This is a genomic window from Myxococcus sp. AM010, from assembly GCF_013372585.1.
GTDB lineage: Bacteria > Myxococcota > Myxococcia > Myxococcales > Myxococcaceae > Myxococcus > Myxococcus vastator.
In genome coordinates, this window is the sequence record NZ_JABXEO010000002.1 from 121,774 (window position 1) to 145,829 (window position 24,056).

Sequence of the window (24,056 nt, forward strand, 5' to 3'; positions counted from 1 at the left end):
GCGCATGTCTTTGGAGGCGTGCCCCGTCATGCAATTGACTCCCGCGTCGGAACTGTCGCTGCGCGCCCTCTCCACGCTGTTCGCCCGCGCCTTCGAGGGCTATTTCGTCACCGTGCCGGACGCCCCTGGCTTGTTCGACGCGCGCGTGCGCAGCGAGCACATCTCGCTGGAGGAGAGCCGCGTCGCGCGCGTGGACGGGGAGCCCGTGGGACTCGTGTTGATGGCCCGCCGGGGACGGGAGCGCCGCGTGGCGGGCATGGGGGTGGTGCCCGCCTGGCGGAATCGCAAGCTGGGCGGCGCCATGCTGCGTCCCTTGCTGGCGGACGCGCGAGCGCGGGGCGACACCCGGCTGCTGCTGGAAGTCATCGAACAGAACGCGCCCGCGGTGAGGCTCTACGAGCGGCTGGGCTTCCAGCGCGTGCGCCGGCTGGTGGGCTTCATGGGGACGCCCGAGCCCTTGGCGGGTGCATCCGCGCTGGAGGAAGTGGACCCGTGGGAGTGCGCGCGGCTGCTGCCCCAGGGGTTGCCCTGGCAACTGGCCCCCGCGACGGTCATGGGGCTGGCGTTACCCGCGCGTGCGTTCCGGCTGGGCCCCGCGGTGGCGGTGGTGGCGGACGTGTCGGCGCCCACGCTGGGGGTGCGGTCCGTGGGCGTGGAGCCCTCGGCTCGGGGGCAGGGCGCTGGCCGCAGGCTCCTGGGCGCGCTGACCGCGCGGTGGCCTGGGAAGCCGCTGGCCGTGAGCGCCGTCGTTCCGGAGGGCCCCCTGGCGCGCTTCTTCCTGGGCGCGGGATTGGGGGCGACTCCGCTCACACAGCTCGAGCTGGAGCTGCCACTGGAGGCGCGTTCATGAGCCCCCGAGGCTCGCCGTAAGCCCGGGGGGCCCGGCGCGGATATCGATGGACTGACCGGGAATACGTGGACAGCGGCCGGGCAGGCACGGAAATGACCTGTGCGGCGGGCCTTGAATGGAGCATGAAAGTCACCCGCCCGGTCGTTCTAGAGTCCACCTCGCATGTCCTTCCGCTTTGGCCGCACCCTCCACGTGTTCCCCGACGCCGGCCGGCGGCAGGCCGCGTTGCGGGCCATGGGCGACGCCAGTGGACTGAGCGTGGGCGCGCACCTGCTGACCTGGGAGGAGCTGCTGCAGGCGATGGGCGGCGCGCGCGAGCTCAACCGGCGTCCGTGCCCGGCGGTGGCGGCGCGAGCGGTGGTGGCCTCCCTGGGGTTGGAGCTGGGGCCTACGCCCTTCGGCGACTATGTGCGAGAGCCCGCCTTCGCGCGCGCCGCGTTGGACGTGGTGCTGGACCTGAAGGCCGGGCGCCTGTCCGCTCGGGAGCTTCAGGACGCGGTGGAAATCCTGCCGCAGGAGCGCAGGACCCGGGTCCGCGTGATTGCGCGCCTGTACCACCTGTACGAACAGCGGATGGCGGAGCTCTGTCTCGCCGACCGCGAGGACGTGCTGCGCGGCGCGCGCGAGGCGCTGGGCCGAGGCGCGTGGCCCGTGGGGTGGGAGGGGCTGCGCACGCTCGTGCTGCACGGGGTGTACGACGTGCGGCCCTCGGGGTTGGAGCTGCTGCTGGCGTTGGCGGCGGCGTGTGAGTCCCGCGGGGTGACGTTGCGCGTGGAGACGCCGGTGGGTGGCTCGCCAGCGGCGGACGCGGCGCTGACGGCGCTGTTCCGCGCCTTCGAGAACCGCGGCGACGCCATGACGCACGTGGACCTCTTCAAGGCGGACGTGACGTTTGAAGGCCGGCCTTTCATCGACTTGGGACGCCACCTCTTCTCGCCTGGGGCGCCGCGCGACGTGTTGAAGGACGCGGTGCCGGCCCTGCGCGTGTGGAGCGCGGCCACGGCCCGTGACGAGGCGCGGCTGTTGGCGCGGGACGTGCGGCGCCTGCTGGCCGAAGGCGTGGCACCCGGCGACATCGCGGTGGCGTACCGCGAGCTGGGGCCGGAGGCTGGCTGGCTCGCGGAGTCGCTGGGGGAGCTGGGCGTGCCGGTGCGCCTCCCTTGGGGCGAGCCGCTGGGGCTCGCCGGGCCCGTGCGGCTGGCGCTGGACCTGCCGCTGCTGGTGGAGGATGGCTTCCCGGTCGAGCGCATGGCGGACCTGATGGGCAGCCGCTACGCGCCCACGCTGTCACGCGGTGGTCCGGACGCGCCCGCGACGCTCTTCGCCCAGGCCGCCGTGCGTGATGACCGGCTGGGCGCGGTGCGAGGCCGGGGCGCCTACGACGTGCGGCTGGACGGGCTGGCCCGGCGACTGCTCGCGCTCAGCGGGATGCGGAAGGCGCAGGACAGCCGCCGCGCCGACGCCGTGAAGCTGCTGCGTGAGCGCTGTCTGATGTTGGTGGAGGCCTGTCGCCGCATCCCCGAAGAAGGCACCGCCGTGGAGCTGCTCGCGGCGTGGTGGCAGGTGGTGGAGCGGCTGGGCCTCGTGGCCTCGGAGGGCGCGTTGGCGCCACGCGAGGAGGGGGGGCTGGGCGCGCGCGCGGCGGATGCGCGGGCCCGGGACGACGCCGCGCGCGAAGCGCTCCGCCTGCGGGTGCAGGGCCTGACGCGGATGATGAAGGCGGTGGGCGGCGGACCGAAGATGCGCCGCCGGACCTTTGGCCGTTGGCTGCGTGACGCGATGGCGGACGCGCACCTTCCTCCGCGCGGACCTCGTGGCGCCGCCGTCGAGGTGCTCGACGTGGCCGAGCTGCCGGGCCGCTCCTTCCAGCACCTCTTCCTCGCGGGGCTGACGGAAGGCCGCTTCCCCGGGCGTGACGCTCCGTCACCGTTGCTGGCGGACGCGGAGCGCGCCGCGCTCAACAAGCACCTGGGCCGCGACGTCTTCCGGCTCACGGGCGGCGAATTCGACGACCGCGCGGCGTGGCGCCTCACCGAGGACCGCCTGCTGTTCGCCAGCGCGCTGGCGGCCTCCGAGGCGACCGTCAGCCTGTCCTTCGCGGTGGAGTCCGCGGGAGGTCAGGAGCAGGTGCCGTCGGCGTTCCTGGAGGAGGTGCGCCGGCTCACGGCGCTGAAGTGGTCGCCGCGCTCGCTTGCGCCCATTCCGCCGCTGGACGAAGTGCTCACCGAGTCCGAGCTGCGCCGCTGCGTGGCGCTGGAAGCCCTGTCCCAGCCGAAGCTGCGCGTCACCGAACCCGACGCGGCGGCCTCGGTGCTCCGGCGTCGCTTCGCGCCCGAAGCCTGGTACGCGGGCGCGCGCGAGCTGTCGGAGGTGGAGCTGGAGCGCCTGTTCTTCTTTGGCGATCCGAAGGTGCAGCCCGGCCCGTACTCCGGCTCGGTGGACGTCGACACGCAGCGCGAGTCCCTGCGCGAGACGTTCCGTTTCGACATCACCCGGCCGCTCTCCGCGTCGGCGCTGGCGCGCTTCGGCAACTGCGGCTTCCAGGGCTTCCTCTCGTATGGCCTGAAGGTGGCCGAGCCGGACGTGCCGGGCGAGGAGTTCGACGCCCGGGGCCGCGGCACCTTCTGGCACAAGGTGGTGGAGGAGGTCTTCGCGGCGCTGAAGGAGAAGCAGTTGTTGGGCAAGGCGCCGGAGGAGGTTCCGGACGAGGTGCTGGACGCCGCGCTCAAGGCCGCCATCAAGGACTTCGAGCGCATGCACCACGTGGGGCATCCGGAGCTGTGGAAGCTGGCGCACGAGCGGGCCCGGGCGATGGCCCGCCGAATCCTCGTGGATGAGCGGCGCGGCCTGCCCTTCGACGCGATGACGCCGGAGAACTTCGAGTTCCGCTTCGGCCCCGCCGCCCGCGACGACAAGTGGAGCAACGTCGTGCTGCACGCGGGCGAGGAGCCCGTTTACTTCGAGGGCACCATCGACCGGCTCGACAAGTCGGGCGGCGAGGTGGGCGTCATCGACTACAAGTCGGGCAAGCTGGAGAAGCGTTCGCTGAAGGAGCGGCTGTTGACGTCGGATTTCCAGCTCCCGCTGTACCTGTACGCGGCGCGGGAGAGCGGCCACGCGGACGCGCGGCAGGCCGCGTGGTTCTCCCTGCGCACGGGCATGGCCATCCGCCTGTCCGACGTCATCTCCGACGTGGAGCTGGACGAGTTGCTGTCGAAGGACCCCGAGGTCCGCGCGAAGGTGGCGGAGAAGGAAGGCCTCAACCTGCCCAACGCGGTGGAGGCGCTGGTGGGCACGCTGCGGCAAGGCCAGTTCGCCGCGCGGCCCCAGGACTGCGGGACGTGTGGCTATCGCGCGGTGTGCCGGATTACGGACCGGCGCGTGACGGAGGATGGGGGATGAGCGCCGAGCCGTCCCTCTTCGCGCTGGAGCGCAACCTCGCCCTGATGGCGGGCGCCGGCGCGGGCAAGACGTACAGCCTGGTCACCATGACGTTGCACCTGCTGGCCGGCGCGCGCGAGGCCGGTGGGGCGGTGCGCCCGTCACGGCTGTGCATGCTCACGTTCACGGACAAGGCCGCCGCGGAGATGCGCTCGCGCGTCCGTCAGCGCCTGGACGGGCTGGCGCAGGGCGAGACGCGTCTGGACCAGGAAGAGGCGCTGCGGGCGTCCCTGGCGCGGCTGGACAAGCCGTTCCCGCTGCCGGAAGCCTGGCGGCAACTGCGCGAGGAGCTGGGCGCGGCCACGGTGGGCACCTTCCACTCGCTGTGCGGCCAGTTGCTGCGCCGCGCGCCGCCCGCGGTGGGAATCGACCCGAACTTCGAGGTGCTGGACTCGCTCGAGGCGACGGGGCTGGTGCAGGACGTCTGCGAGCGCGTGGTGCTGGACGCGCTGGAGGCCGGTGACGCGCAGGTCCGGGAGCTGTGCCAGGAGCTGGGCTTCTCCGGCTCGGGCTTCTCCGACGGGCTGGTGGCCGCGCTGGGGGCCGTCTACGGCAAGCTGCGCGAGGAAGGGCTGCGCGCGGAGAAGGCCGCCGTGAGTGACGCCGCCGAAGCGCGCGCGGAGCTGGAGTTGTCCATCACTCGGTGCCTGGAGCTGTGCGCCGAGGCGCGGGGCCTGGACGCGAAGGGCGAGTGGAGCCGGCTGCTGGGCGGGCTGGAGCGTGCGCTCAACGGCATGACGCCGGAGAACTTCGGGCAGGGCGAGCGCTTCCCGTGGCTGCGCGCGTGCTTCAAGGCGGACGGTCGCAACTTCGCGCGGCTCAGCAAGGGCGCCGCGGGGCCCTTGCGAGAGCTCTACTGGCGCGTCTTCGGCAAGAGCGATGGCTCTGTGCCCCGGTTGGATGATGCCTGGGCCGCATGGCGCACCGCGCCCTTCGAGGTGACGTTCCGCGAGCTGCTGACGCGCGTGGAGACGCGGCACGACAAGGAGTTGTCCCGCCGCAACGTGCTGGACTTCACGTCCCTGCTGGTGAAGTCGCGCGACCTGCTCCGCGCGCACCCCGAGTTCCGCCGCCAGGCGCAGGAGCGCATCGGGGCGCTGCTGGTGGACGAGTTCCAGGACACCAACCGCCTCCAGTTGGAGCTGGTGCTGCTGCTGGCGGAGCGGCGCGAGGACGGTCCTCGCGAGCTGACGCCGGACGCGGATTTGGTGACGGCGCTGCCGCTGGAGCCCGCCTTCCTCTGCGCGGTGGGTGACCGCAAGCAGTCCATCTACGAGTTCCGCGGCGCGGACGTGTCCGTCTTCTCCGTGCTGGCGACGAAGCTGGTGGAGGAGGGTGGCACGCGCGGCTTCCTTCAGAACAACCGACGCTCCGTGCCCGGGCTGCTGTCGTTCTTCAACCGCGCCTTCGCGGGGGTGCTCGTCGCCGCCGACTCCCGGGCGCCCCGACCCTTCGAGGTCATCTACGTCCCGGAGCAGGACGACCTCACCGCGGTGAGGCCATCGCTGTCGGACGCGCCGGTGGTGGAGCGGCTGCAGTTGGAGGAGGCGGACACGGCGGCGGACCTGCGCTGGCTGGACGCGGACGCGATTGCCCGCCGGCTCCGGTGCCTGCTGGCGCCGGGAGCGCCTGCCTCCGTGGCGCGCGAGGATGGCGAAGGGCTGCGTCCCGCGCGAGGCGGTGACGTGGCCATGCTCTTCCGGACCTTCACGCACCTGGAAGTGTACCGGCAGGCGCTCATCCGCCACGGTGTCCCCCACCGCGTGCTGCGCGGCCGTGGCTTCTACGGCGCGCAGGAGGTGCTGGACCTGGCCTCGCTGCTCGCGCTGCTGGCGGACGCCGAGGATGCGCTGGCCTTCGCGGCGGTGCTGCGCTCACCCCTGGTGGGGTTGAAGGACGCGTCGCTGTTCCTACTGGCGGGAGACGCCCCGCTGTCCTTGGCATCGCCCCGGCTGACGGACGCGCAGGTGTTGGCGTCGCTGTCCGAGCGAGAGCGGCAGCGCCTGGAGTGTTTCCTCGCCGCGCTCCCTGGCCTGAGGCGCGAGCGTGACCGGATGGGCGTGAGGGCGTTGCTCGTGGCCGCGCTGGACGTGACGGGCTACCGGGAGGCGCTTGCGGGTTCGCCCTACGCGGAGCAGGCCAGCGCCAACGTGGAGAAGCTGCTGGCGCTGGCGTCGCGGCGGGACGAGCGCGGCACGGGCGGCTGCGTGGCCTTCGCGCGCGAGCTGCGGATGCTGGCGGAGAACAACCCGACGGAGGCCCAGGCGGACCTGTTGGACGCGAGCGACCCGCGCGCGGTGCAGCTCCTCACCATCCACAGCGCCAAGGGGCTGGAGTGGCCGGTGGTGGTGGTGCCTTCCATGGGCGGCCGGAGGCGCAGCACCTCGGGCCGCGCCCACTTCGAGCGCACGCATGGCATCTCCCTGCGGCCGTGGGTGCCGGATTCGCTGGATGAGTACACCTCCAGCCGCTTCAACGGGGTGCGCGCGGAGCTGAAGGCGCGCGAGGACGCCGAGTACCGCCGCCTGCTCTACGTCGCGCTCACGCGCGCCAGGGACAGGTTGGTGCTGGCGGGCGGCGCGGAGCCACGCGGTGGCAAGGACTCCTGGTGGCACCTCATCGACGGCCGCCTGGAAGTGGACGCCGAGCTGCGGGGCCTGGTCGATGAACTGGACGTCGACACGCTCCCTCCGCCGACCGACCCGGAGCCGCCCGGTCCAGAGGCCCTGTTGCTCGCCGAGGCGCGCGTCGAAGCCGCGCTGCTGCGGGTGCGGGGACAGCGTGTCGCGCAAGCCGAATCCCTGGGCGCCGCGGTGGCCTCCGCGGAGGCGCTGCAGGACTTCATCGCCTGTCCGCGCCGCTTCCACTACGTGCACCGGCTGGGGCTTCGTGGTGCGCCATGGCCCTGGGAGGTGCTACCCCGTGGCGCGCCGCCGCTGGTGGAGCCCGACGGTTGGCTTCCCGCCGAGCGGCCCGAGGACCTGATGCAGCGGCTGCTCCGCGCCGTCGACCTCCGACTGGCGGCACCGGAGGTGGACGCTTCGGAGCGGCGGGCCCACCTGGAGACGCTGCTGCGTGACGCGGGCGCGCTGTCGGACGAAGAGGGCATGGGCGCGGTGCTGGACACCGTGGAGCGCTTCCTGACGTCGGCGTTCGCACGTGAACTGGCGGAGGCGCCGTCACAGACAATTCACCGGGGCTTGCCCTTCATGCTTGCCCTGGAGGGGGAGGTGGGCGTCGAGGGCGCGGTGGACCTGCTGTGGGAATCACCCTCAGGGGAGGCGGTGGTGGTGGCCTTCAAACACGGTGGGCGTCATCCGCTGGGAGCGGCCGCGTACACCTACGAGCTGGCGGCCCTGGGGCTGGTGGCCCGGCGGATGGTGCGAGAAGGGGTGCCGGTGCGGGTGGGAGTCGTCTTCCTGCGCGAGCCCCAGCCGGAGCCCGAGTGGCTGTCCGGGACGAGGGGCCTGGAGGAGGCCGCCGGGCGACTCGCGGGGGCAGCACGGGCAGTGGCACGCGGTGAGGCCAGGGGTGAATGGGATGGGAGGGAGAAGGCAGCCTGCCAGGCCCTGCATTGTGGCTTCGCGGAACACTGTCACCCGGCCCCCCCCGCGTGCTAAGCGGCGAGCACCATGCCGAACGTCGTCGTCATCGGAGCGCAGTGGGGAGATGAGGGGAAGGGCAAGGTCGTTGACCTGCTCACCGAGCACGCCCAGGTCGTCGTCCGTTTCCAGGGCGGCAACAACGCGGGCCACACGCTGGTGGTGGGCGGACAGAAGACCGTTCTCCACCTGATTCCCTCGGGCATCCTCCACCCTGGTAAGACGTGTGTGATTGGCAACGGAGTGGTGGTGGACCCTGCCGTCCTCGTCGGGGAGATTGACGCGCTGAAGGTGCGCGGCTTCCTCAAGGACGACGCGCAGCTCCTCATCTCCGACAATGCCCACGTCATCTTCCCGTGGCACAAGCTGCTGGACAGCTTCCGCGAGAAGGCGCGCGGCGGCAGCGCCATTGGCACCACGGGCCGGGGCATTGGCCCCGCGTACGAGGACAAGGTGGCCCGTCGCGGCATCCGCATGCGGGACCTGCTCAACGCGGACCGGCTGCGCACGCGCATCGAGGCCCGGCTGCCGGCGGCGCTGGACGAACTGAGGGATTTGTGCGCGCGGGCGGGCGACCCGGTGCCGCAGCTGGAGGTGCCGCAGGTGCTGGCGGAGTTCACCGCCCTGGGCGAGCGGCTCAAGCCCTTCGTCCACGACGCCTCGCTCTACCTGTCTGGCCAGGTGCGCCGCGGCGCCCGCATCCTCTTCGAGGGCGCGCAGGGCACGCTGCTGGACGTGGACCACGGCACCTATCCCTTCGTGACGTCCTCCAACTGCGTGGCGGGCAACGCGGCGGTGGGCTCGGGGCTGGGCCCCACGGCCATCGACAAGGCGATGGGCATCAGCAAGGCCTACACCACGCGCGTGGGCGGCGGCCCGTTCCCCACGGAGCTGAACGACGCCACCGGTGACCAGCTGCGCAAGGTGGGCGACGAGTTCGGCGCCACCACCGGCCGGCCCCGTCGCTGCGGCTGGCTGGATGGCGTGGTGCTGCGCTACGCCTCGCGCGTCAACGGCCTGTGGGGCATGGCCCTCACCAAGCTGGACGTGCTCAGCGGCCTCAAGACGCTGCAGATCTGCACCGCGTACGAACTGGACGGCCAGAAGGTGACGGAGCTGCCCGGCGACTACGAGGACCTGGAGCGCGTCAAGCCCATCTACGAGACGCTCCAGGGCTGGGACGAGCAGATCGCCGGTGTGCGGACCTTCGACGAGCTGCCGGAGAACGCCAAGCGCTACGTGCGCCGGGTGGAAGAGGTCAGTGGCGTCCCCGTGGTGTGCGTCTCCGTGGGCGCCGACCGTGGTGAGACGGTGCTGCTCCAGAACCCGTTCCGGAGCTGAGCGGAGGCGAAGGGCTGGCGTCGCTCGCGGGCGTGCTGACGCGGCCCTGGTTTTTCTGCTACGGCTTCCGGGTCGATACCCCGGGAGCCGTCATGGTCGTCTTGCGCAGGTTCGTCATCGCGCTGTCCGCGGCCCTGCTGCTGGGCGCCGCGGAGCCGTCCGCCGCGGCCCGGGCCGCCTTCCTTCGCGGGGAGTCGGCGCTGGCGCGTGGTCGCTGGGATGACGCGGCCGCCGCCTACCGCGAGGCCCTGTCCGACACGCCCGGCTATCCCGCCGCCCTCAATGGCCTGGGCAGCGTGCTCTTCCGCAAGGGGCAGGTGCGGGAGGCGCTCACGCACTTTCGTGACGCCACGCAGGCGGACCCCGGCTTCAAGATGGCCTGGTTCAACCTGGGCTACGCCGCGCGCAAGACGGGGGACGCGGCCACCGCGGCGCGGGCCTACGAGCGCTACACCGAGCTCGAGCCCGGCGACGCGGACGGCTTCTATGGGCTGGGGGAGAGCTACCGTCAGCTCGGCCAGAAGGAAAAGGCGATTCCCGCGTACCAGGCGTACATCGCCCGTGAGCAGCGCAAGGGAGAGCAGGTCTGGGTCCGCAAGGCGACCGAGCACCTGAAGGCCATGGGCGCCGAGCCGCTCCCGGTGACCACCGCGCCGCCCTCGCTGGCGCCTGCCGCGGAGGCCTCGACGTCCAACCCGGCGCTGGCGGCGTCGCGCATCCGTGACGGCGACGCCTTGATGAAGGAGCGCCGCTACCGCGAGGCGGCCTTCGCCTTCCTGGATGCATCCCACGCGGATGCGAGCCACGTGGAGGCCCTGTTCAAGCTGGGGAACGCGCTGGCGGTGCTGGGCTACTACGGGCAGGCGGTCGCGCAGTGGGAGCGTGCCACCGCGCTCACGACGGACGCGGCCATCCAGCAGAGCGCGAAGGAGAACATCGACCGCGCGCGGGCGAAGCTGGCGCAGGCGGGCGCTTCTCCCCAGGCCGCGGGACAGGCGCCGGGCTCCGGCCCCGTGGCCGACACGACGCGCGCGCTGGCGCGCCGGGCGTATGAGCAGGGCGTACAGCGCATCGGGGCCAAGGACTTCAGTGGCGCGCTGACCAGCCTCACCCAGGCCATCCAACATGAGCCCATGCTGGCCGTGGCCTTCGTCGCGCGAGGCAGCGCCAACATCGGCCTGCGCCGCTACGCGGAAGCCGCGGCGGACTATCAGTACGCCTTGGAGCTGGAGCCCGGCTCGGCGTCACCGCTTTACGGGCTGGCCGAATCTTTCCGTGCCATGGGACGCACGCTGGAGGCACGCGACCTCTACGAGCGCTATGCCGCCTCCTCCGCCGAAGACGTCCGCCCCCAGCTCCAGGAAGAATCCCGACAGAAGGCGGCGCGCCTGCGTTGACCGGCAGGCAGGAAGCCTGAGGGCAGGTGGACCGTGTCAGCCCCAAGCATTAGCTTCCATGAATGATTGGGCGCGACGCGGAACCGAACGGACGGCAGGTCTTCAGACCCCGACGGGTCCTCGCAGCGGCCATGGCCGCCGCGGGTCTCCTCTGGGTTGCCGTGCTGGTGTACCTCCTCCGATTCTTCGATGAGGTCCCGCTCAAGACCTTCCTCTCAGCGGGCTTCTTCGTCCTCTTCTTCGCCGTGTCGCTCATGTACTACGGGCGCACGCACATCGTCGTGGACGCCCGGGGCCTGACCTACCAGGGCATGGTGCGGACGCGGCGCTTCACCTTCGCGGACATCCGCAAGCTCGACGTCCTGCCCGGGCCCGTGACGGTCTACGCCATCCGGGGCAAGGCGGGGCTCGTCCACTTCACCAGTTTCTTCCGGCATCATCAGCAGCTCGCCCGGCTCCTGGTGGAGCGCGCGGGGCTGGGGCCCGTTCCCGGCTGAGCCTGCCGTCAGCTCCCCGTCGCGAGCAGCCACGTGACGGTTACTCCCGCGCAGGCCGCCACCGCGCCCAGGCCAATCAGCCACCATTCGCCGCGAGGCCTGGGCACGCGGGGAGGCGCCTCTTGCGTGGGTTCCTCCGTGGCTTCGGCGGAAGGAGGGCTGACCGTGTCGGAGGGCGTCTCCTGCTCGCCAGCAGGTGGGGCGGGGGGTGGGGGCTCTTCCACGGCGGCCTGGAAGCGGAGCAGTGAACGGCCCATTTCGATGACGTCGCCATCCGCCAGCGGAACCCGGGATTCGATGCGCTGGCCGTTGAGGAAGACGCCGTTGGGGCTGCCCAGGTCCTCCAGGGAGAACCCTCCCCCTTCATGGAAGACGCGCGCATGTGTCCTGGACACCGCCCGGTCTCTCAGCCGCATCGCCACGTCGCTGCCTCGGCCAATGTCCGTCTGGGGCTCCGCGAGCGCATGGACGCGCCCGACATCCAGGCCCGTGAGGCAGGTGAGGGTGGCCGCGCGCGACGGGACCGGTTCGTCCGTTCCTGTCAGCAGTCCCTTGAGGAGCGCCACGGTGCCCAGCCCACGCTCACTGACGGCCTCTTGAAGCACGCGCAGGCCCATGTCGTCGGGCAGGCCCAGCGCCTCTCCGGGAATCACCAGCCTCGGGACCCCCGGGGGGACGAGCACGCCATTGACGGAGAAGGTGCGCGCGGCCTCGACCATGAGCCGCTGCGCCTCGATGCGCAGGCTGAGAAGGCTGGGGGGCAGCCCCTCCAGCCGGATGTGGTCATCCGGGCCGCCGCCCAGGAGGTGGATGCCATCGGCGAGCTCGAAGGGGGTGGTGGAGCCCAGGTGTTCGAATTCAAAGCGCATGAGCCAGCCGAGAGCAACGGGCCGGCCGTCTCGGGAGGCCAGGGTTCCGCGGACTTGCCGTCCGCGTGCGTCCCGGTGGCGATGGGGGCCGTCCGAAGCGCGAGACACCCGCGGAGGAGACGCGGCGCCTGCTCAGGCGGCGCGGGGCGTCTCGGAGGCTGACGACTGGCCGGCATCGGGGCCCGTTCGCGTGCCGGGATACACGGCCACGGCCGAGCCGTCCGCGACGAAGGCGGAGCTGGGCTCGCCGCGCAGGAAGGGGACGAACCTCGCGCCGTACAGGCCTCCCACGTCGACATCGAGCGCGGTGGTGTCCACCTGCCACACGGACCAGCGGGGGTGCTCCACGCGGTACTCGGCGCAGCCGCCGTCCCGCTGCGCGGTGTAGCCCCAGTAGTGCTCGGTGATGAACTCCGCCTCGGAGTCAGGGGCGCTGGCCCGCGGCGGCCCGAGCGTCGTCGCCGCCAGGTGCTGCCACCGTCCCCCCGCCTTCCACGCATATTCGGCGCGGCCAGGGGCGCCGGTGTGCGCGCCTTCCATCTCCACGACGTGTCGCATGGGCAGCGCGACATACGGCTCGTTGTAGAGCACGCGCGCCACGGTGGCGATGGCCTGTCGCGGGACGATTTCCTTCACGAACACCACGCCTCGCCGCCAGCCCTCGGGGCCGAGGCGGCGCACGTAGAAGCGCAGGTTCACCTCGTCGAAGTTCCGGTGGAACGGCACGGGCAGGCCCCGCACGCGCGTGTCCAGGAACCGGAAGCCCACCATGCTGGCGAAAGTCTGGCCCTGCCAGGTGTCCAGCTCCGTGTCGCGGGGGACGAGGGGCCGGAGCACCTCCGGGTCCACCTCGTAGTTGAGCATGACGAGATACCGCCACTCCGCCGTGAGGAAAGGGCGCATGCCTTCGTCCTAATGCGGGGCCTTCTCCCAACGCCACTCAGCCTGGGAGGGCGGGCGTGCCTCGCGCTCACCCCTCGCAGAAGCCGGCATTCTGCGACAGGGGAGCGCGACGCGGAGGCCAGGTGCCCGGGCATGGCGCGTGCCCAGGCACCGGCGGCCGCGTCGCTACCAGGTCGCGCCGATGTTCACGGTGCCCGCGTAGCTGCCGCCGCTGCTGAAGTTCCGGTCGCCAATCGTGACGTCGCCGGGCGGGACGTTCGCCGCGAACTGCTGGTCCAGGAGGAAGCTGTACTGGAGCCGGGCATCGGCGGTGAAGTTGCCCCTGTGGATGCGCAGGCCTCCGCCCACCGGGATGTTGCCCACCGTGTCATCCGCGAAGGCGAGCGTGGGCGCCCGCACGTTGTACCGGCTGAGGCCCACGCCGCCCAGCACGTAGGGCTGCACGGGCGCGGCACCCAGGCCCAGCGTGGCCACCACGTGCGCGCCGTTTCGCACCAGGTCCGGGCCGCCCCGGGCGCCCGTCACCACGCGCTGGTCGAATTCGTTGAGGGCGCCCGAGTAGCCCAGCTCGAGGCCCAGCACCTTCGTGGGCTTGATGGCCACCGTCACGCCATAGCCGAGGCCGGGGTTGATGTCGGACCCCAGCGCGTTCGTGTAGCCCTCCACACCGCCGCCCACGAGGAACGTCAGTCCGCGCATGTCCGCGGAGGACTCCAGTCGCTCCTGTGCCATGGCGCTCCCTGCTCCCAGCACACCCACCACCGCACCCACCTTGAGTAGAGTCTTCATTCGCGCCTCCCTTGGGCCTGAACCACCGGTTGAGGCGAGAAGATGGGAGCCACCGCCCGGCATGACAATTGCCGGGACTCCAGGGCGAGCGCGTCACGAGGGTTGCCTGCTCGCTCACCTCGGGGTGAACCCATTGGACGCGAAGCCCGCTAGGATGCGCGGCCCCGATGCGTCTCCCGTCCTCCGCCCTCGCTCCGCTGCTGGCTGTCACCTTTCTCGCCGCCGCCTGTCGTGATGAGCAGGCCGGGCCGCGTCAGCAGACGCCCCGCCTTCCCGGGCCCACGCAGCTCCGCTCCCTGGACGCGGCGCCCGCGGACCTCACGTTCCGCAGCGGCGCGACGTTCGCCGGTGGAGCGGTGGTGTACCTGGGCTCCAAGGTGTCGCCGGAGAAGGCCGCGCCCGGCACGCAGGTGCGGTTGGCCCACTACTTCCAGGCGGTCCGCCCGCCGCCGCGGGGCTTCGCCTTCTTCGTCCACGTCGTGGACCCCGCCAGCGGCGGCATGCTCACGAACGCGGACCACGAGGTACAGGGTGGCGCCGCGCCGCTGGCGTCATGGCCGGTGGGCAAGGTCATCGAGGATGTCCACTCTGTGCCCATGCCAGGCACGCCCGCGCGCGTGATGCTCGGCTTCTGGCGAGGAGACTCCCGGCTGCCCGTGGACGACGCCAAGGCGCATGATGGCTCGCAGCGCATGCTGGGGCCGCAGTTGGGAGGGGCCGCGCAGGAGCTGCCCGAATACGCCGTCCCGCGCGTGAGCCAGCCGCCCACCATCGACGGTGTGCTCGACGACGCGGCGTGGAAGCAGGCCAGGCCGGTGGTGCTGCGCCGGAGCTTCGACGGGAGCGCCGCGCGCCTGCGCACCGAGGCGCGGCTCGTCCATGACGGCACGTTCCTCTACGTGGCCTTCGACCTGGATGACCCGGACGTGTGGGGCACGCTGCGCAAGCGCGATGACCCCATCTACGAGGAGGAGGTGGTGGAGATCTTCCTCGACGCCAACGCGGACGGACGCACGTACAACGAGCTCCAGGTGTCACCGCACAACGTCATCTTCGACGCATACTTCCCCGCCCGCCGGCAGGGCATGGACCGCTCCTGGGATTCAGGGATGACGTCCGCCGTGAAGGTGCGGGGCACGTTGGATGAGGGCGCGGACCGCGACGAGGGCTGGTCAGTGGAGCTGCGGATTCCCTTTGACCGGCTGGCCGAAGTCCCGCACCTCCCGCCCCGGCCGGGTGACCGCTGGCGCTTCAACCTCTACCGGCTGGAGCACCATGACCGCCGCACGGTGGAGGGGCAGTCTTTCTCGCCCCTCTTCGTCGGCGACTTTCATGCGCTGCCGCGCTTCGGTTGGCTCGTTTTCGAGTAGGGAGGGCCGCGCTCACGCGTGGGGGCTGATGTCCCAGTGTGCGTCCGCGACGGAGCGCTCGGTGGGGTCCCCCAGGAAGCGGAGGAAGCCGCGAAGCTCCATCGTGTCGATGAGCTCCTCCGCCTCCAACTCCGAGAAGCCCCGCATGTCCACGAGCAGGTTGCGCATCACCGACTTGCCGCGGAGGTACCCGATGGGTTCTCCCGGGCCGAGCGCGTTCTTCAGGTCGGCGGTGAGCTGCTGCAGGTCGATATCCTCTGGAATCATCGACCCCAATCTGGTGACGAGCCCTCCGCCCGCGCAACCGGCATGACCCGGGGGGAGGGCTCGTGGGGCAGGAAGGTGAGCATGCGGACGTCCTGGCCGTCGCTCTCCACGGTGATGGCGCCATGGTGGTCGGTTCTCCAGCACTCGCTTCCCAGCGCCCGGTATCTCGCCTCCACGTCTTCGTGGGGAAAGCCGTACCGGTTGCGCCGGCCCACGCAGAAGACGACGTGCCGTGGGCGCGTGCGTGCCAGCAGGGCCTGCGTGGACGAGGTCCGCGAGCCGTGGTGAGGGGCCTTCATCACCGTCACCGGACCCAGCCGTTCCGCCAGGGCCTCCTCTCCATCCGCCTCCACGTCGCCCGTGAGGAGCACGGTGACGTCGCCGTGGCGCACCAGCAGCACCACGCTTCGGTCATTCGCGCCTTCCAGCAGCTCGCGCGCTTCCAGCTCCGGTGGCCCGAGCACTTCGATGGTCGCCTCGCCCAGGCGCAGGGGCGGGCGGCCCACCTCGACCTCCTCCACGAGCGCCGTCCCCGCCGCGGCCACCACCTGCCGTGATAGGGGGCCGTCTCCATCGCCCGCGGGCATCCACAGCCGCTGGGTGGGAACCTGCTTCAGCGCGGAGGCCAGCCCCAGCGCATGGTCCGGATGCGGGTGTGACAGCACGGCGAGGTCCAGCCGGGAGATGCCCGCCTGCTTCAGGTACGGGAGGATGTAGCGCTCCGCGGTGTCCATGCCGCCTGGAACGCCGCCGCCATCCACGAGCATGTGCTCACCTCCGGAGCTGACGACCACGGCGTCGCCCTGCCCCACGTAGAGAAAGGTGACGCGCAGCCCGGGCTGCGGCGTGAGCGCCGGCGCCAGGATGGCGGCGACGACGGCCGCGGGCGCCAACAGGCCTCCCAGCCGCCAGCGCCCCGTGCCCAGCGCCCACGTCAACAGCCCCGCCGCGTAGAGCGCCGACAGGACGCCCAGGGACGGCACCTCGACCGAGGCCAACGGCGCCGCCGCGAAGAGCCGGGTGATGACCAGCAGCAGCTCGGACGCCCAGGCGCCGGCCCACAGCACCGGTGTGGCCAGCACGGGGGCCACGACGAAGAGCGCGGCGCCCCCCGCGGCCAGGCCCGTGAGCAGCCCGCACAAGGGCAGGGCGACCACGTTGGAGATGAGCCCCGCGAGACTCACCCGTCCGAAGGTCGCCGCGACAATGGGGAGCCCCGACAGCGTCGCGGCGGCGCTCGCGCACAGCGTCTGCGCCACCGTCTCCTGGGCTTGCCCCCACCAGCGCCGGACGCGGTGGGGCTCGGACGGGTCGGGCTCGGCCAGGGGCAGCGCCTGCCGCAGCGGCGGGGACAGCAGCACCAGTCCCAGCACGGCGAGGAACGACAACCGCAGCGACAGGTCGGCCACGCTGGAGGGCGCCCAGGCCACCAGCACCACGGCCGCCGCGGCCAGGCCGTTGAGTCCGTCCGCGCGCCGCCACAGCGCCAGTCCCAGCAGTACCACCGTGGCCATCACCGCGGAGCGCACCGCGGGAGGCTGGTTGTCGGTGAACACGACATAGGCCCAGACGAAGGGCACCGCCGCGGGGGCCGCCACCTGCCGCGCATCCAGCATGCGCCACCGCTCCCCGGTGCGCACCACCAGCCGCCGCAGCACCGCGAGCGTCATCAGCGCCAGCGCCGCCACGTGCAGCCCGCTGACGCTCAACACGTGCGCCAGTCCGGCGCGGGAGAAGGCCTCCTCCCATGAATCATCCAGCGCCGCGCGTTGTCCCGCCGCCAGGGTGAGGAAGAGCGCCGCCGCGTCCGTTGACGGCGCCACGGAATGGACCGCCGCCGCCAGCCGCGTGCGCGTGTCCTCCAAGGACACCCGCCACGCCGGGGCAGCGGAGAGCACCACCAGGCGCCGCGCGTCCATGCCTCCGGTGAAGGCCACGCCCTGTCGCCGTCGCGCTGCTCCGAAGTCCTTCTCGCCCGGGTTGGATGGAGGCGCGTCGGGCTGCAGCTTCGTCTCCGCCCGGACACGTTGACCGGGCAGCAGCGGCGGCGGGTCGCCGCGCAGAGACAGGTTCATCCGGAACCGGACGGGCGCCAACGGTCCGGGGGCGACGCCAGCCCGCGCGACGGCCAGGCGGACACGCGTCGTCCCGTCGAAGCGGTCCACCCGCTCCGCTTCTCCCTCGATGACGATGGCGTTGCCTCGGGTCAGCTCCGCCGGCACCTCCACCTGGGATTCCCAGCGCGCCAGCCCCACGCCCGCCGCCCAGAGCGACGCCAGCACGGCGAGATGCGCACCAGGCAACCTGGCAAGCGCCAGCCCGAGTGTTCCCAGTAAAAGCCCGCAAACGAGAAATGGTTCCGCGTACGTGCTTGTTACCGGGGCGCAGAGGGCTCCGAGTGACAGGCTCAGGGCGGGAAAGAAGAGAGGACGCGCGCCCAGGTCGCGCCAAGCATGACGTTCCACCTTCCAACCCCCACCCGCCGCCCGTCACACTGGTGCACACATCTGCCGACACCGCGTGTAGAAACCGACAACGTAGTCGGGCGCGTCCTGGGTGGTCAAGGCGTTATCGTTGCCCGTGGATGTGGTTTGTGGTAGTAGTGCCCGGCTGAGAGGCCGGGAACGAGTCTTTCAAGGAGGCAGTGAGTGCAGACCAGCTTCAAGACTGGTGACAAGGCGGTCTACCCGGGCCAGGGCGTCGGTGAGGTGATGGGTATCGAACACACCGAGGTGGCCGGGCAGCGCCAGTCCTTCTACGTGCTGCGCATCCTGGAGAACGGCATGCGGATCATGATTCCGATCAACAAGGTCGGGTCGGTCGGTCTCCGGGAGATCATCAGCGAGGAGGACGTCAAGCAGGTCTACTCCATCCTCAGGGAGAAGGACATCTCCGTTGACTCCACGACGTGGAACCGTCGTTACCGGGAGTACATGGAGAAGATCAAGACGGGCTCGGTGTTCGAAATCGCCGAAGTGCTCCGCGACCTCTACCTCCTGAAGGGCGACAAGGACCTCTCTTTCGGCGAGCGCAAGATGTTGGATACGGCGCGCTCCCTGCTCATCAAGGAGCTGTCGCTGGCCAAGGACTGCACCGAGGATGAAATCGAGTCGGACCTGAAGAAGATCTTCAATCTGGCCTGAGCCGCGGGACTGCCGTCCAAGACTCGTCGCCCCGGGTTCCCAATCAGGGAGCTCGGGGCTTCGTCTTTCATGCCACATCATGTCCGCCCATGAGTGAGCCGCTGCCACGGTCCCCCACGGAAGAGGCGCGAGCGCGCCGCATCGCGGAGCTCGAGGCCCGGTTGTCACGCCGCCGCGTGGGCGTGCGTCCCGTGGCCGCGGTCATGGCCATCGCCGTGGGCCTGGCGCTGCTCGGCATGCAGTGGAAGGACCTGTCGTATTTCCTGTCCCCGAGCGTGCCGCTGACGTTGGGCGCGGAAGGGGCCTACCGCTTCGAGTCGCTCGTCTCCAACCGCTACGCCCAGGTGCATGGGGTGCCCACGGTCCGGGGCGCCTATGAGCGCGCGGACGGAGCGCTGTATGTCCTCGTGGGGCTGCGCGACTCGCCCTTCGTGGTGCGCCGGCCGGCGCTCCCGGGGGAGCAGTGGACGGAAGGCCGTCCACCACCGCAGCCCGACCAGCGCCCCTTCGCGGTGCGAGGGCGGCTGCTGGCGCAAGAGGAGGCCGCTCGTTATCGCGAGGCCCTGGCCTTGATGGAGCGCATGGGCGAGCTCCAACCGCGGGACGGCCGGTTGTGGCTGCTCATCGAGGGTGAGCGTCCCGGCGCGGACAGGGGATTGCTGCTCGTGTGCCTGGCGCTGGTCACCTTCGTGGTGCTCAACGCGATGCTGTTGGTCAGGGGGCTGAAGCGCCAGTGAGCCGGCCGAGCCGCTCGCGGGCCTCGCGGTTGCCGGTGTCGTACTTCAGGGCCTGCTCGAAGGCGGCGCGCGCTTCGTCCACCCGGCTCGCGGCGGCATGCTCCGCGCCGACCTGGACATGGAGCCGCGACAACTGCTTGCGCAGGGGCGGGCCGTGTTTGCTCCAGCCGTGCGCCAGGGCATCGTCCACGGAGAGGGCAACCGTTAGCTGCGCGATGGCCTCCGGAAAGTCCCGCTTCGCCAGTGCCTTCTTCGCCTGTGCCTCGGCTGTCTCGAAGCGGATGAGCTGTGCGTGCAGCGCGGTGAGCTTCTCCGCCTGGGCCAGGTCCCGGGCCGCCGCCACGTCCCCCGCTTCGTAGCGGCGCAGGACCTCGATCTCCTTCGAGGAGTTGGCGTCGGATGGCGTCGCCGCCGAAGCGAGCGCCCCGGCCGTCCGCTTGTTCGAGGGCGCTGACTCCGGGCTGCGCACCCGGTGCTGGGCGTTCGCCGCCGATTCACTGCTCCCCGTCGTGCGCTCGTTCGAGGGGGCCACTGCCACGGGGCGCACCTGCTTCGTGGTGCCCCGAGCCACGTTCAGGGCGCTGATGCCCGTGGCCTTGGGCGTCAGGGGCGCGTTCTCCGCTTCGAGTGGTGGATTTCCCGACGTGGCCGGCGCGGCGCCAACCGCCGTGTCGCCTGTCTTCTCGGCGCTGTTCGCGGCGGGCGCTTCCGCGGCGACCCGCGAGGGCGCACCCGACACGACCACCGCCGGCGAGGCGGGGGCCGCCGGTGGCGGAGCGGGGGGTGTGTGCTCCGCTCCGTCGGCCATCCGCATGGAAAGCAGCGCGATGAGCGCGGCCACCCCCGAGCCCAGCGCCGCGGCGCCCAGGGCCACCCCCACCGCGCTCAAGGCCCTGCGCGAGGGCGGCTTGTCGCCGTGGGAGACGGCGGGCACCCCGTGGGCGGGTGTTCCACCGGGGCCGCGCAGGCGCAGCAGGGCATTGCCGAGGGAGACCTCGTCCCCTGGCATCAGCTCGACCTCCGAGGCGAGGCGATGGCGGTTGAGGAAGGTGCCGTTCTGGCTGCTGAGGTCCTTCAGGAAGAAGCGGTCGCCGCGGCGGGTCAGGTGCGCATGTCGGCGGCTGATGGATGGGTGCTGCAGGCGGAGGTCGGACGAGGAGGACCGCCCGATGACCAGCGCCCCCTGTTTGATGGGCACCAGCTGCCCGGCGCCGGGGCCTCGCTCGACGTACAGGAAGGCAGGCGCGTACCCGGGGTCCGAGTACTCATTCGAGGTGTCGAAGCGGGAGGCGAGCTCGCGGTCGCTGTTGGCGCGCTCTCCGGGGCCCTGGCGCCGGCTGCGGCGAGCGCCGGCGGGAAACTGGGGAACCCGCTGGGGACGCGGGTCGTCCGCCTGGAGCGGGTCCACCTCGTCGTCGTCGAAGGGCAGCTCCACGTCTGAATCCTGGGGCGCCTGCGTACCGGGCGGGCGGGGCGGTCGAGGAGGCCGCTTGGGGTTCGGTGGAGCCATGATGCCCATTCTCCCAGATTGGGGGCGGCGACGAACCCCTTGCGAATACTGGCCTGTCCGCGACCCGAGACTCTAGAGTGAGGGACACACCCACGCCTATGGACCCGAGAGGATTGCCGCACGTGACCCCGCCCGCTATTCGGCTCTTCAACACGATGACCATGCAGAAGGAGCTGCTGCAGCCCGCCATTCCTGGCGAGGTGGGGGTCTACGTCTGTGGTCCTACCGTCTACAGCTACATCCATATCGGGAATGCCCGCACCTTCACCTCCTTCGACGTGGTGGTCCGCTACCTCCGTCACCGGGGCCTGAAGGTCCGGTACGTCCGCAACTTCACGGACGTGGACGATAAAATCATCAAGGCGGCCGCGGAGACGGGGGAGCCCCCGGTGGCGCTGGCGGCGCGCTACGTGGAGATCTTCCGGGAGGACACCCGGGCGCTCCACCTGCTGGAGCCGGACTTCTCGCCGCGGGTGAGCGACCACCTCCCCGAAATCATCGCCATCATCCAGAAGCTCGTGGACAAGGGCCACGCGTACGCCTCCCAGGGCGACGTGTACTTCTCCGTGAGCAGCGACGCGGACTACGCGAAGCTGTCCAAGCGCAACCTGGACGAGCTGTGCGTGGGCGACCGCGTGCAGCCGGGTGAGCAGAAGCGCGAGCCGCTCGACTTCGCCCTGTGGAAGGCGGCCAAGCCGGGCGAGCCCGCGTGGGAGAGCCCCTGGGGCCCCGGCCGTCCGGGCTGGCACATCGAGTGCTCCGCCATGAGCGCGAAGTACCTGGGGGAGACGTTCGACATCCACGGCGGCGCGCTGGACCTCATCTTCCCCCACCACGAGAACGAAATCGCCCAGAGCGAGTCCGCCAACGGCGTGACGTTCGCCCGGTATTGGATGCACTGCGGCTTCCTGGACCTGGAAGGCGCGAAGATGTCCAAGTCGCTGGGCAATGTGGTGCGCCTGCGCGACGCGCTGACCAAGGTGGACCCGGAGGCGCTGCGCTTCTTCTTCCTCGCCACGCACTACCGCCACCCGCTGTCGTTCTCCGACAAGGCGCTGGCGGATGCGGAGACGCGCATGGAGTACTTCTACGAGACGCTCCGCAAGGTGGACGAGCGCATCTCAGGGAAGGACTTCGGCAAGGGGCCCCTGCACGGCGACCCGCGGCGCTTCTTCGCCGAGTTCGAGGCCGCCATGGACGACGACTTCAACACCGCGGGCGGCCTGGGCGCGCTGTCGGGCCTCTTCGGGATGATGAACGAGCTGACCGACAAGCCGCCCGTGAAGGACAAGGCCCTGGTGGGCCGCACCCTGCAGGCGCTGCGTGAGGACGTTCGCGGAGTGTCCGGCGTCCTGGGCCTCTTCGAGGACGCGCCCGAGGCGTGGCTGCTGCGCCGCCGGGCGCGCGCCGTGCGCGAGCGCGACATCGACGTGGCGGAGGTGGAGCGCCTGCTGGGCGAGCGCACCGCTGCCCGCGCGGCGAAGGACTTCGCCGCCGCGGACCGGGTGCGTGGCGAGCTGAAGCAGAAGGGCGTGGAAATCATGGACACGCCTGCTGGCACGACGTGGAAGGTGGCGCCGCTCCAGGGCTGAGGCGGTGCTTCGGGTGTCCCGGGCTTCGTGTTAGGGCTCCGGGCACCATGATGCGCTCGCTGCCCCTGCTCTTCGCCCTCTGCTCCGCTCCCGCGCTCGCGCAGCGCGTGCAGCTGACGACGCCCGCGGAGAAGTCCGCGTCCGGTGTCATCGCTCCGGAGGTGCTGCGCGCGCACGTGCGCTTCCTCGCCAATGACCTGCTGGAGGGGCGTGGTCCCGGCACACGGGGCGACGCGCTCGCGCAGGCGTACATCGCCGCGCAGTTCGAGGCGCTGGGGCTCAAGCCGCTGGGCACGGACGGCTCGTACCTGCAGCCCTTCGACCTGATGGGCGTCACCAGCAGCCCCAAGGCGTTGTCGTTCCAGGCGCCCGAGGGCGCGGTGCACCTGAAGTTCCACCAGGACTTCATCGCCGTGTCCGGCGTGCAGGCCCCCGAGTCGAAGCTGGAGGCGTCCGAGCTCGTCTTCGTGGGCTACGGCATCCAGGCGTCCGAGTACCAATGGGACGACTTCAAGGGGATGGACCTGCGCGGCAAGACGCTGCTCATCCTCAACAGCGACCCGGAGGATGACCCGCGGCTCTTCGCCGGGAAGACGCGGCTCTGGTACGGCCGCTGGGATTATAAGTACGAGCAGGCCGCGAAGCTGGGCGCGGCGGGCGCCATCATCATCCACACCACGCCGAGCGCGGGCTACCCGTGGCAGGTGGTGCAGACGTCGTGGACGGGAGAGCAATTCGAGCTGCCCGCAGCGGAGGGGCCGCGCCTCCAGGTGAAGGCCTGGACGACCGAGCAGGCCACGCGCCGGGTGTTGCAACTGGCGGGCAAGGACCTGGGCGCGCTGTACGCCGCCGCGCAGCAACGCGACTTCCAGCCCGTGCCGCTCGGGGTGACGGTGTCGTCGCGCCTCACCAACACGGTGCGCCGCAGCCCCACCGCCAACGTGCTGGCGCTGCTGCCCGGGAGCGACCCCAAGCTGTCCCAGGAGGTGGTGCTCTACACCGCGCACCATGACCACCTCGGCAAGAAGGAAGGCGGCAAGCCGGGCGAGGACACCACCTACAACGGCGCGCTCGACAACGCGTCTGGTGTGTCGGCGATGCTCAACATCGCCAAGGCCTTCAAGGCCCTGCCCAAGGCGCCGCGCCGCTCCGTCCTCTTCGCCGCCGTGGCCGCCGAGGAGCAGGGGCTGCTGGGCTCGCAGTACCTGGCCGAGCACCCGCCCGTGCCCCACGGCCGGGTCGCCGCCAACATCAACATCGACGGCGCCAATGTCCATGGCCGCACCCGCGACCTCACCGTCATCGGCCTGGGCAAGTCGAGCCTGGACGCCACGCTGGTCGCCCTGGCGAAGACGCAGGGCCGGGTGGTGAAGGCGGACCAGCTGTCGGACCGGGGCTTCTTCTACCGGTCGGACCAGTTCAACTTCGCCAAGCGCGGCATTCCCGCCGCGTACTTCGGCAGTGGGATGGACTTCATCGGCAAGCCGGAGGGCTGGGGCAAGCAGCAGCGGGAGGTCTGGGAGTCGAAGCACTACCACCAGCCGTCGGACGAGCTGCGCCCGGACTGGGACTTTTCCGGCGCGGTGGAAGACGTCCGCCTGTTCTTCCTGCTGGGGGCCCATGTCGCCCGGCAACCGAGGCTGCCGCGCTGGAACAAGGGGGATGAGTTCGAGGCTGCCCGGCTGCAATCCCTGGAAGCGCTGCAGCGGCAGGACACTTCGAAGTAGCGCGGTCACGAACATCCGGCC

The 24,056-nt window shown here is 71.2% G+C and carries 17 protein-coding genes; 11 read left to right on the forward strand and 6 right to left on the reverse strand.

Going from position 1 to position 24,056, the window contains the following annotated elements; translation table 11 throughout:
* The first annotated feature begins 28 nt into the window (after window positions 1-28).
* The 6 genes from HV826_RS02095 (at window position 29) to HV826_RS02120 (ending at window position 11,128) form a co-directional block, all read left to right on the forward strand.
* Entirely contained in the window at window positions 29-850 is an 822-nt protein-coding gene (locus HV826_RS02095) for a GNAT family N-acetyltransferase (RefSeq protein WP_176415337.1), read from the forward strand.
* Between the two features lie 162 nt (window positions 851-1,012).
* Entirely contained in the window at window positions 1,013-4,252 is a 3,240-nt protein-coding gene (locus HV826_RS02100; RefSeq protein ID WP_176415338.1) for a PD-(D/E)XK nuclease family protein, read from the forward strand.
* Window positions 4,249-7,911, forward strand: coding sequence for a UvrD-helicase domain-containing protein (locus HV826_RS02105; RefSeq protein ID WP_176415339.1), 3,663 nt, complete (start codon window positions 4,249-4,251; stop codon window positions 7,909-7,911). Before HV826_RS02100 ends, HV826_RS02105 begins: the two co-directional genes overlap by 4 nt.
* Window positions 7,912-7,923: 12 nt before the next feature.
* Window positions 7,924-9,234: an adenylosuccinate synthase gene (locus HV826_RS02110; protein ID WP_176415340.1), complete on the forward strand. Its 1,311-nt coding sequence runs from the start codon at window positions 7,924-7,926 to the stop codon at window positions 9,232-9,234.
* A 92-nt stretch (window positions 9,235-9,326) separates the two neighbouring features.
* A complete protein-coding gene (locus HV826_RS02115) occupies window positions 9,327-10,631 on the forward strand; it encodes a tetratricopeptide repeat protein (protein WP_176415341.1) in 1,305 nt (434 codons plus the stop codon).
* Between the two features lie 62 nt (window positions 10,632-10,693).
* Entirely contained in the window at window positions 10,694-11,128 is a 435-nt protein-coding gene (locus HV826_RS02120; RefSeq protein WP_176415342.1) for a PH domain-containing protein, read from the forward strand.
* Between the two features lie 8 nt (window positions 11,129-11,136).
* Here the strand turns inward: HV826_RS02120 and HV826_RS02125 are convergent, their stop codons facing one another.
* From HV826_RS02125 to HV826_RS02135, 3 genes are all read right to left on the reverse strand, one after another.
* Complete coding sequence (locus HV826_RS02125) at window positions 11,137-11,997, reverse strand: FHA domain-containing protein (RefSeq protein ID WP_176415343.1); 861 nt, start codon at window positions 11,995-11,997, stop codon at window positions 11,137-11,139.
* A gap of 132 nt (window positions 11,998-12,129) precedes the next feature.
* The gene (locus HV826_RS02130; protein WP_176415344.1) at window positions 12,130-12,900 is read right to left on the reverse strand and encodes a YqjF family protein; all 771 of its coding nucleotides are present in this window, start codon (window positions 12,898-12,900) and stop codon (window positions 12,130-12,132) included.
* 165 nt (window positions 12,901-13,065) lie between these two features.
* Window positions 13,066-13,689 (reverse strand): hypothetical protein, encoded by a 624-nt coding sequence (locus HV826_RS02135; protein ID WP_240358752.1) that lies wholly within the window; start codon window positions 13,687-13,689, stop codon window positions 13,066-13,068.
* A 167-nt stretch (window positions 13,690-13,856) separates the two neighbouring features.
* Here HV826_RS02135 and HV826_RS02140 point away from each other — a divergent pair, with 167 nt between their 5' ends.
* On the forward strand, window positions 13,857-15,059 hold the full coding sequence (locus tag HV826_RS02140) for a carbohydrate-binding family 9-like protein (protein WP_176415345.1): 1,203 nt from the start codon (window positions 13,857-13,859) through the stop codon (window positions 15,057-15,059).
* Between the two features lie 12 nt (window positions 15,060-15,071).
* Here HV826_RS02140 and HV826_RS02145 read toward each other — a convergent pair whose 3' ends face one another.
* Both HV826_RS02145 and HV826_RS02150 read right to left on the reverse strand, forming a co-directional pair.
* Window positions 15,072-15,326 (reverse strand): hypothetical protein, encoded by a 255-nt coding sequence (locus HV826_RS02145; protein ID WP_174258753.1) that lies wholly within the window; start codon window positions 15,324-15,326, stop codon window positions 15,072-15,074.
* On the reverse strand, window positions 15,323-17,791 hold the full coding sequence (locus tag HV826_RS02150) for a DNA internalization-related competence protein ComEC/Rec2 (RefSeq protein WP_176415346.1): 2,469 nt from the start codon (window positions 17,789-17,791) through the stop codon (window positions 15,323-15,325). Before HV826_RS02150 ends, HV826_RS02145 begins: the two co-directional genes overlap by 4 nt.
* Before the next feature lie 183 nt (window positions 17,792-17,974).
* Here HV826_RS02150 and HV826_RS02155 point away from each other — a divergent pair, with 183 nt between their 5' ends.
* Complete coding sequence (locus HV826_RS02155; RefSeq protein ID WP_163787447.1) at window positions 17,975-18,469, forward strand: CarD family transcriptional regulator; 495 nt, start codon at window positions 17,975-17,977, stop codon at window positions 18,467-18,469.
* A gap of 89 nt (window positions 18,470-18,558) precedes the next feature.
* Window positions 18,559-19,206: a hypothetical protein gene (locus tag HV826_RS02160; protein ID WP_176415347.1), complete on the forward strand. Its 648-nt coding sequence runs from the start codon at window positions 18,559-18,561 to the stop codon at window positions 19,204-19,206.
* Here HV826_RS02160 and HV826_RS02165 read toward each other — a convergent pair.
* Window positions 19,184-20,716: an FHA domain-containing protein gene (locus HV826_RS02165; RefSeq protein WP_255217005.1), complete on the reverse strand. Its 1,533-nt coding sequence runs from the start codon at window positions 20,714-20,716 to the stop codon at window positions 19,184-19,186. The genes HV826_RS02160 and HV826_RS02165 overlap by 23 nt on opposite strands.
* A 98-nt stretch (window positions 20,717-20,814) precedes the next feature.
* On the opposite strand from HV826_RS02165, the gene cysS reads away from it, so the two are divergent.
* Together cysS and HV826_RS02175 are read left to right on the forward strand one after the other, a co-directional pair.
* A complete protein-coding gene (gene cysS, locus HV826_RS02170; protein WP_176415349.1) occupies window positions 20,815-22,308 on the forward strand; it encodes a cysteine--tRNA ligase in 1,494 nt (497 codons plus the stop codon).
* A 47-nt stretch (window positions 22,309-22,355) separates the two neighbouring features.
* Window positions 22,356-24,035, forward strand: coding sequence for a M28 family metallopeptidase (locus HV826_RS02175; protein WP_303623413.1), 1,680 nt, complete (start codon window positions 22,356-22,358; stop codon window positions 24,033-24,035).
* Window positions 24,036-24,056: the final 21 nt, after the last annotated feature.

Excerpts from the sequence above, each read along its gene's own strand:
- HV826_RS02095 (WP_176415337.1), top strand. The coding sequence starts at position 29 with ATGCAATTGACTCCCGCGTCGGAACTGTCGCTGCGCGCCCTCTCCACG.
- HV826_RS02100 (WP_176415338.1), top strand. The coding sequence starts at position 1,013 with ATGTCCTTCCGCTTTGGCCGCACCCTCCACGTGTTCCCCGACGCCGGC.
- HV826_RS02105 (WP_176415339.1), top strand. The coding sequence starts at position 4,249 with ATGAGCGCCGAGCCGTCCCTCTTCGCGCTGGAGCGCAACCTCGCCCTG.
- HV826_RS02110 (WP_176415340.1), top strand. The coding sequence starts at position 7,924 with ATGCCGAACGTCGTCGTCATCGGAGCGCAGTGGGGAGATGAGGGGAAG.
- HV826_RS02115 (WP_176415341.1), top strand. The coding sequence starts at position 9,327 with ATGGTCGTCTTGCGCAGGTTCGTCATCGCGCTGTCCGCGGCCCTGCTG.
- HV826_RS02120 (WP_176415342.1), top strand. The coding sequence starts at position 10,694 with ATGATTGGGCGCGACGCGGAACCGAACGGACGGCAGGTCTTCAGACCC.
- HV826_RS02125 (WP_176415343.1), bottom strand. The coding sequence starts at position 11,997 with ATGCGCTTTGAATTCGAACACCTGGGCTCCACCACCCCCTTCGAGCTC.
- HV826_RS02130 (WP_176415344.1), bottom strand. The coding sequence starts at position 12,900 with ATGCGCCCTTTCCTCACGGCGGAGTGGCGGTATCTCGTCATGCTCAAC.
- HV826_RS02135 (WP_240358752.1), bottom strand. The coding sequence starts at position 13,689 with ATGAAGACTCTACTCAAGGTGGGTGCGGTGGTGGGTGTGCTGGGAGCA.
- HV826_RS02140 (WP_176415345.1), top strand. The coding sequence starts at position 13,857 with ATGCGTCTCCCGTCCTCCGCCCTCGCTCCGCTGCTGGCTGTCACCTTT.
- HV826_RS02145 (WP_174258753.1), bottom strand. The coding sequence starts at position 15,326 with ATGATTCCAGAGGATATCGACCTGCAGCAGCTCACCGCCGACCTGAAG.
- HV826_RS02160 (WP_176415347.1), top strand. The coding sequence starts at position 18,559 with ATGAGTGAGCCGCTGCCACGGTCCCCCACGGAAGAGGCGCGAGCGCGC.
- HV826_RS02165 (WP_255217005.1), bottom strand. The coding sequence starts at position 20,716 with ATGGCTCCACCGAACCCCAAGCGGCCTCCTCGACCGCCCCGCCCGCCC.
- cysS (WP_176415349.1), top strand. The coding sequence starts at position 20,815 with ATGGACCCGAGAGGATTGCCGCACGTGACCCCGCCCGCTATTCGGCTC.
- HV826_RS02175 (WP_303623413.1), top strand. The coding sequence starts at position 22,356 with ATGATGCGCTCGCTGCCCCTGCTCTTCGCCCTCTGCTCCGCTCCCGCG.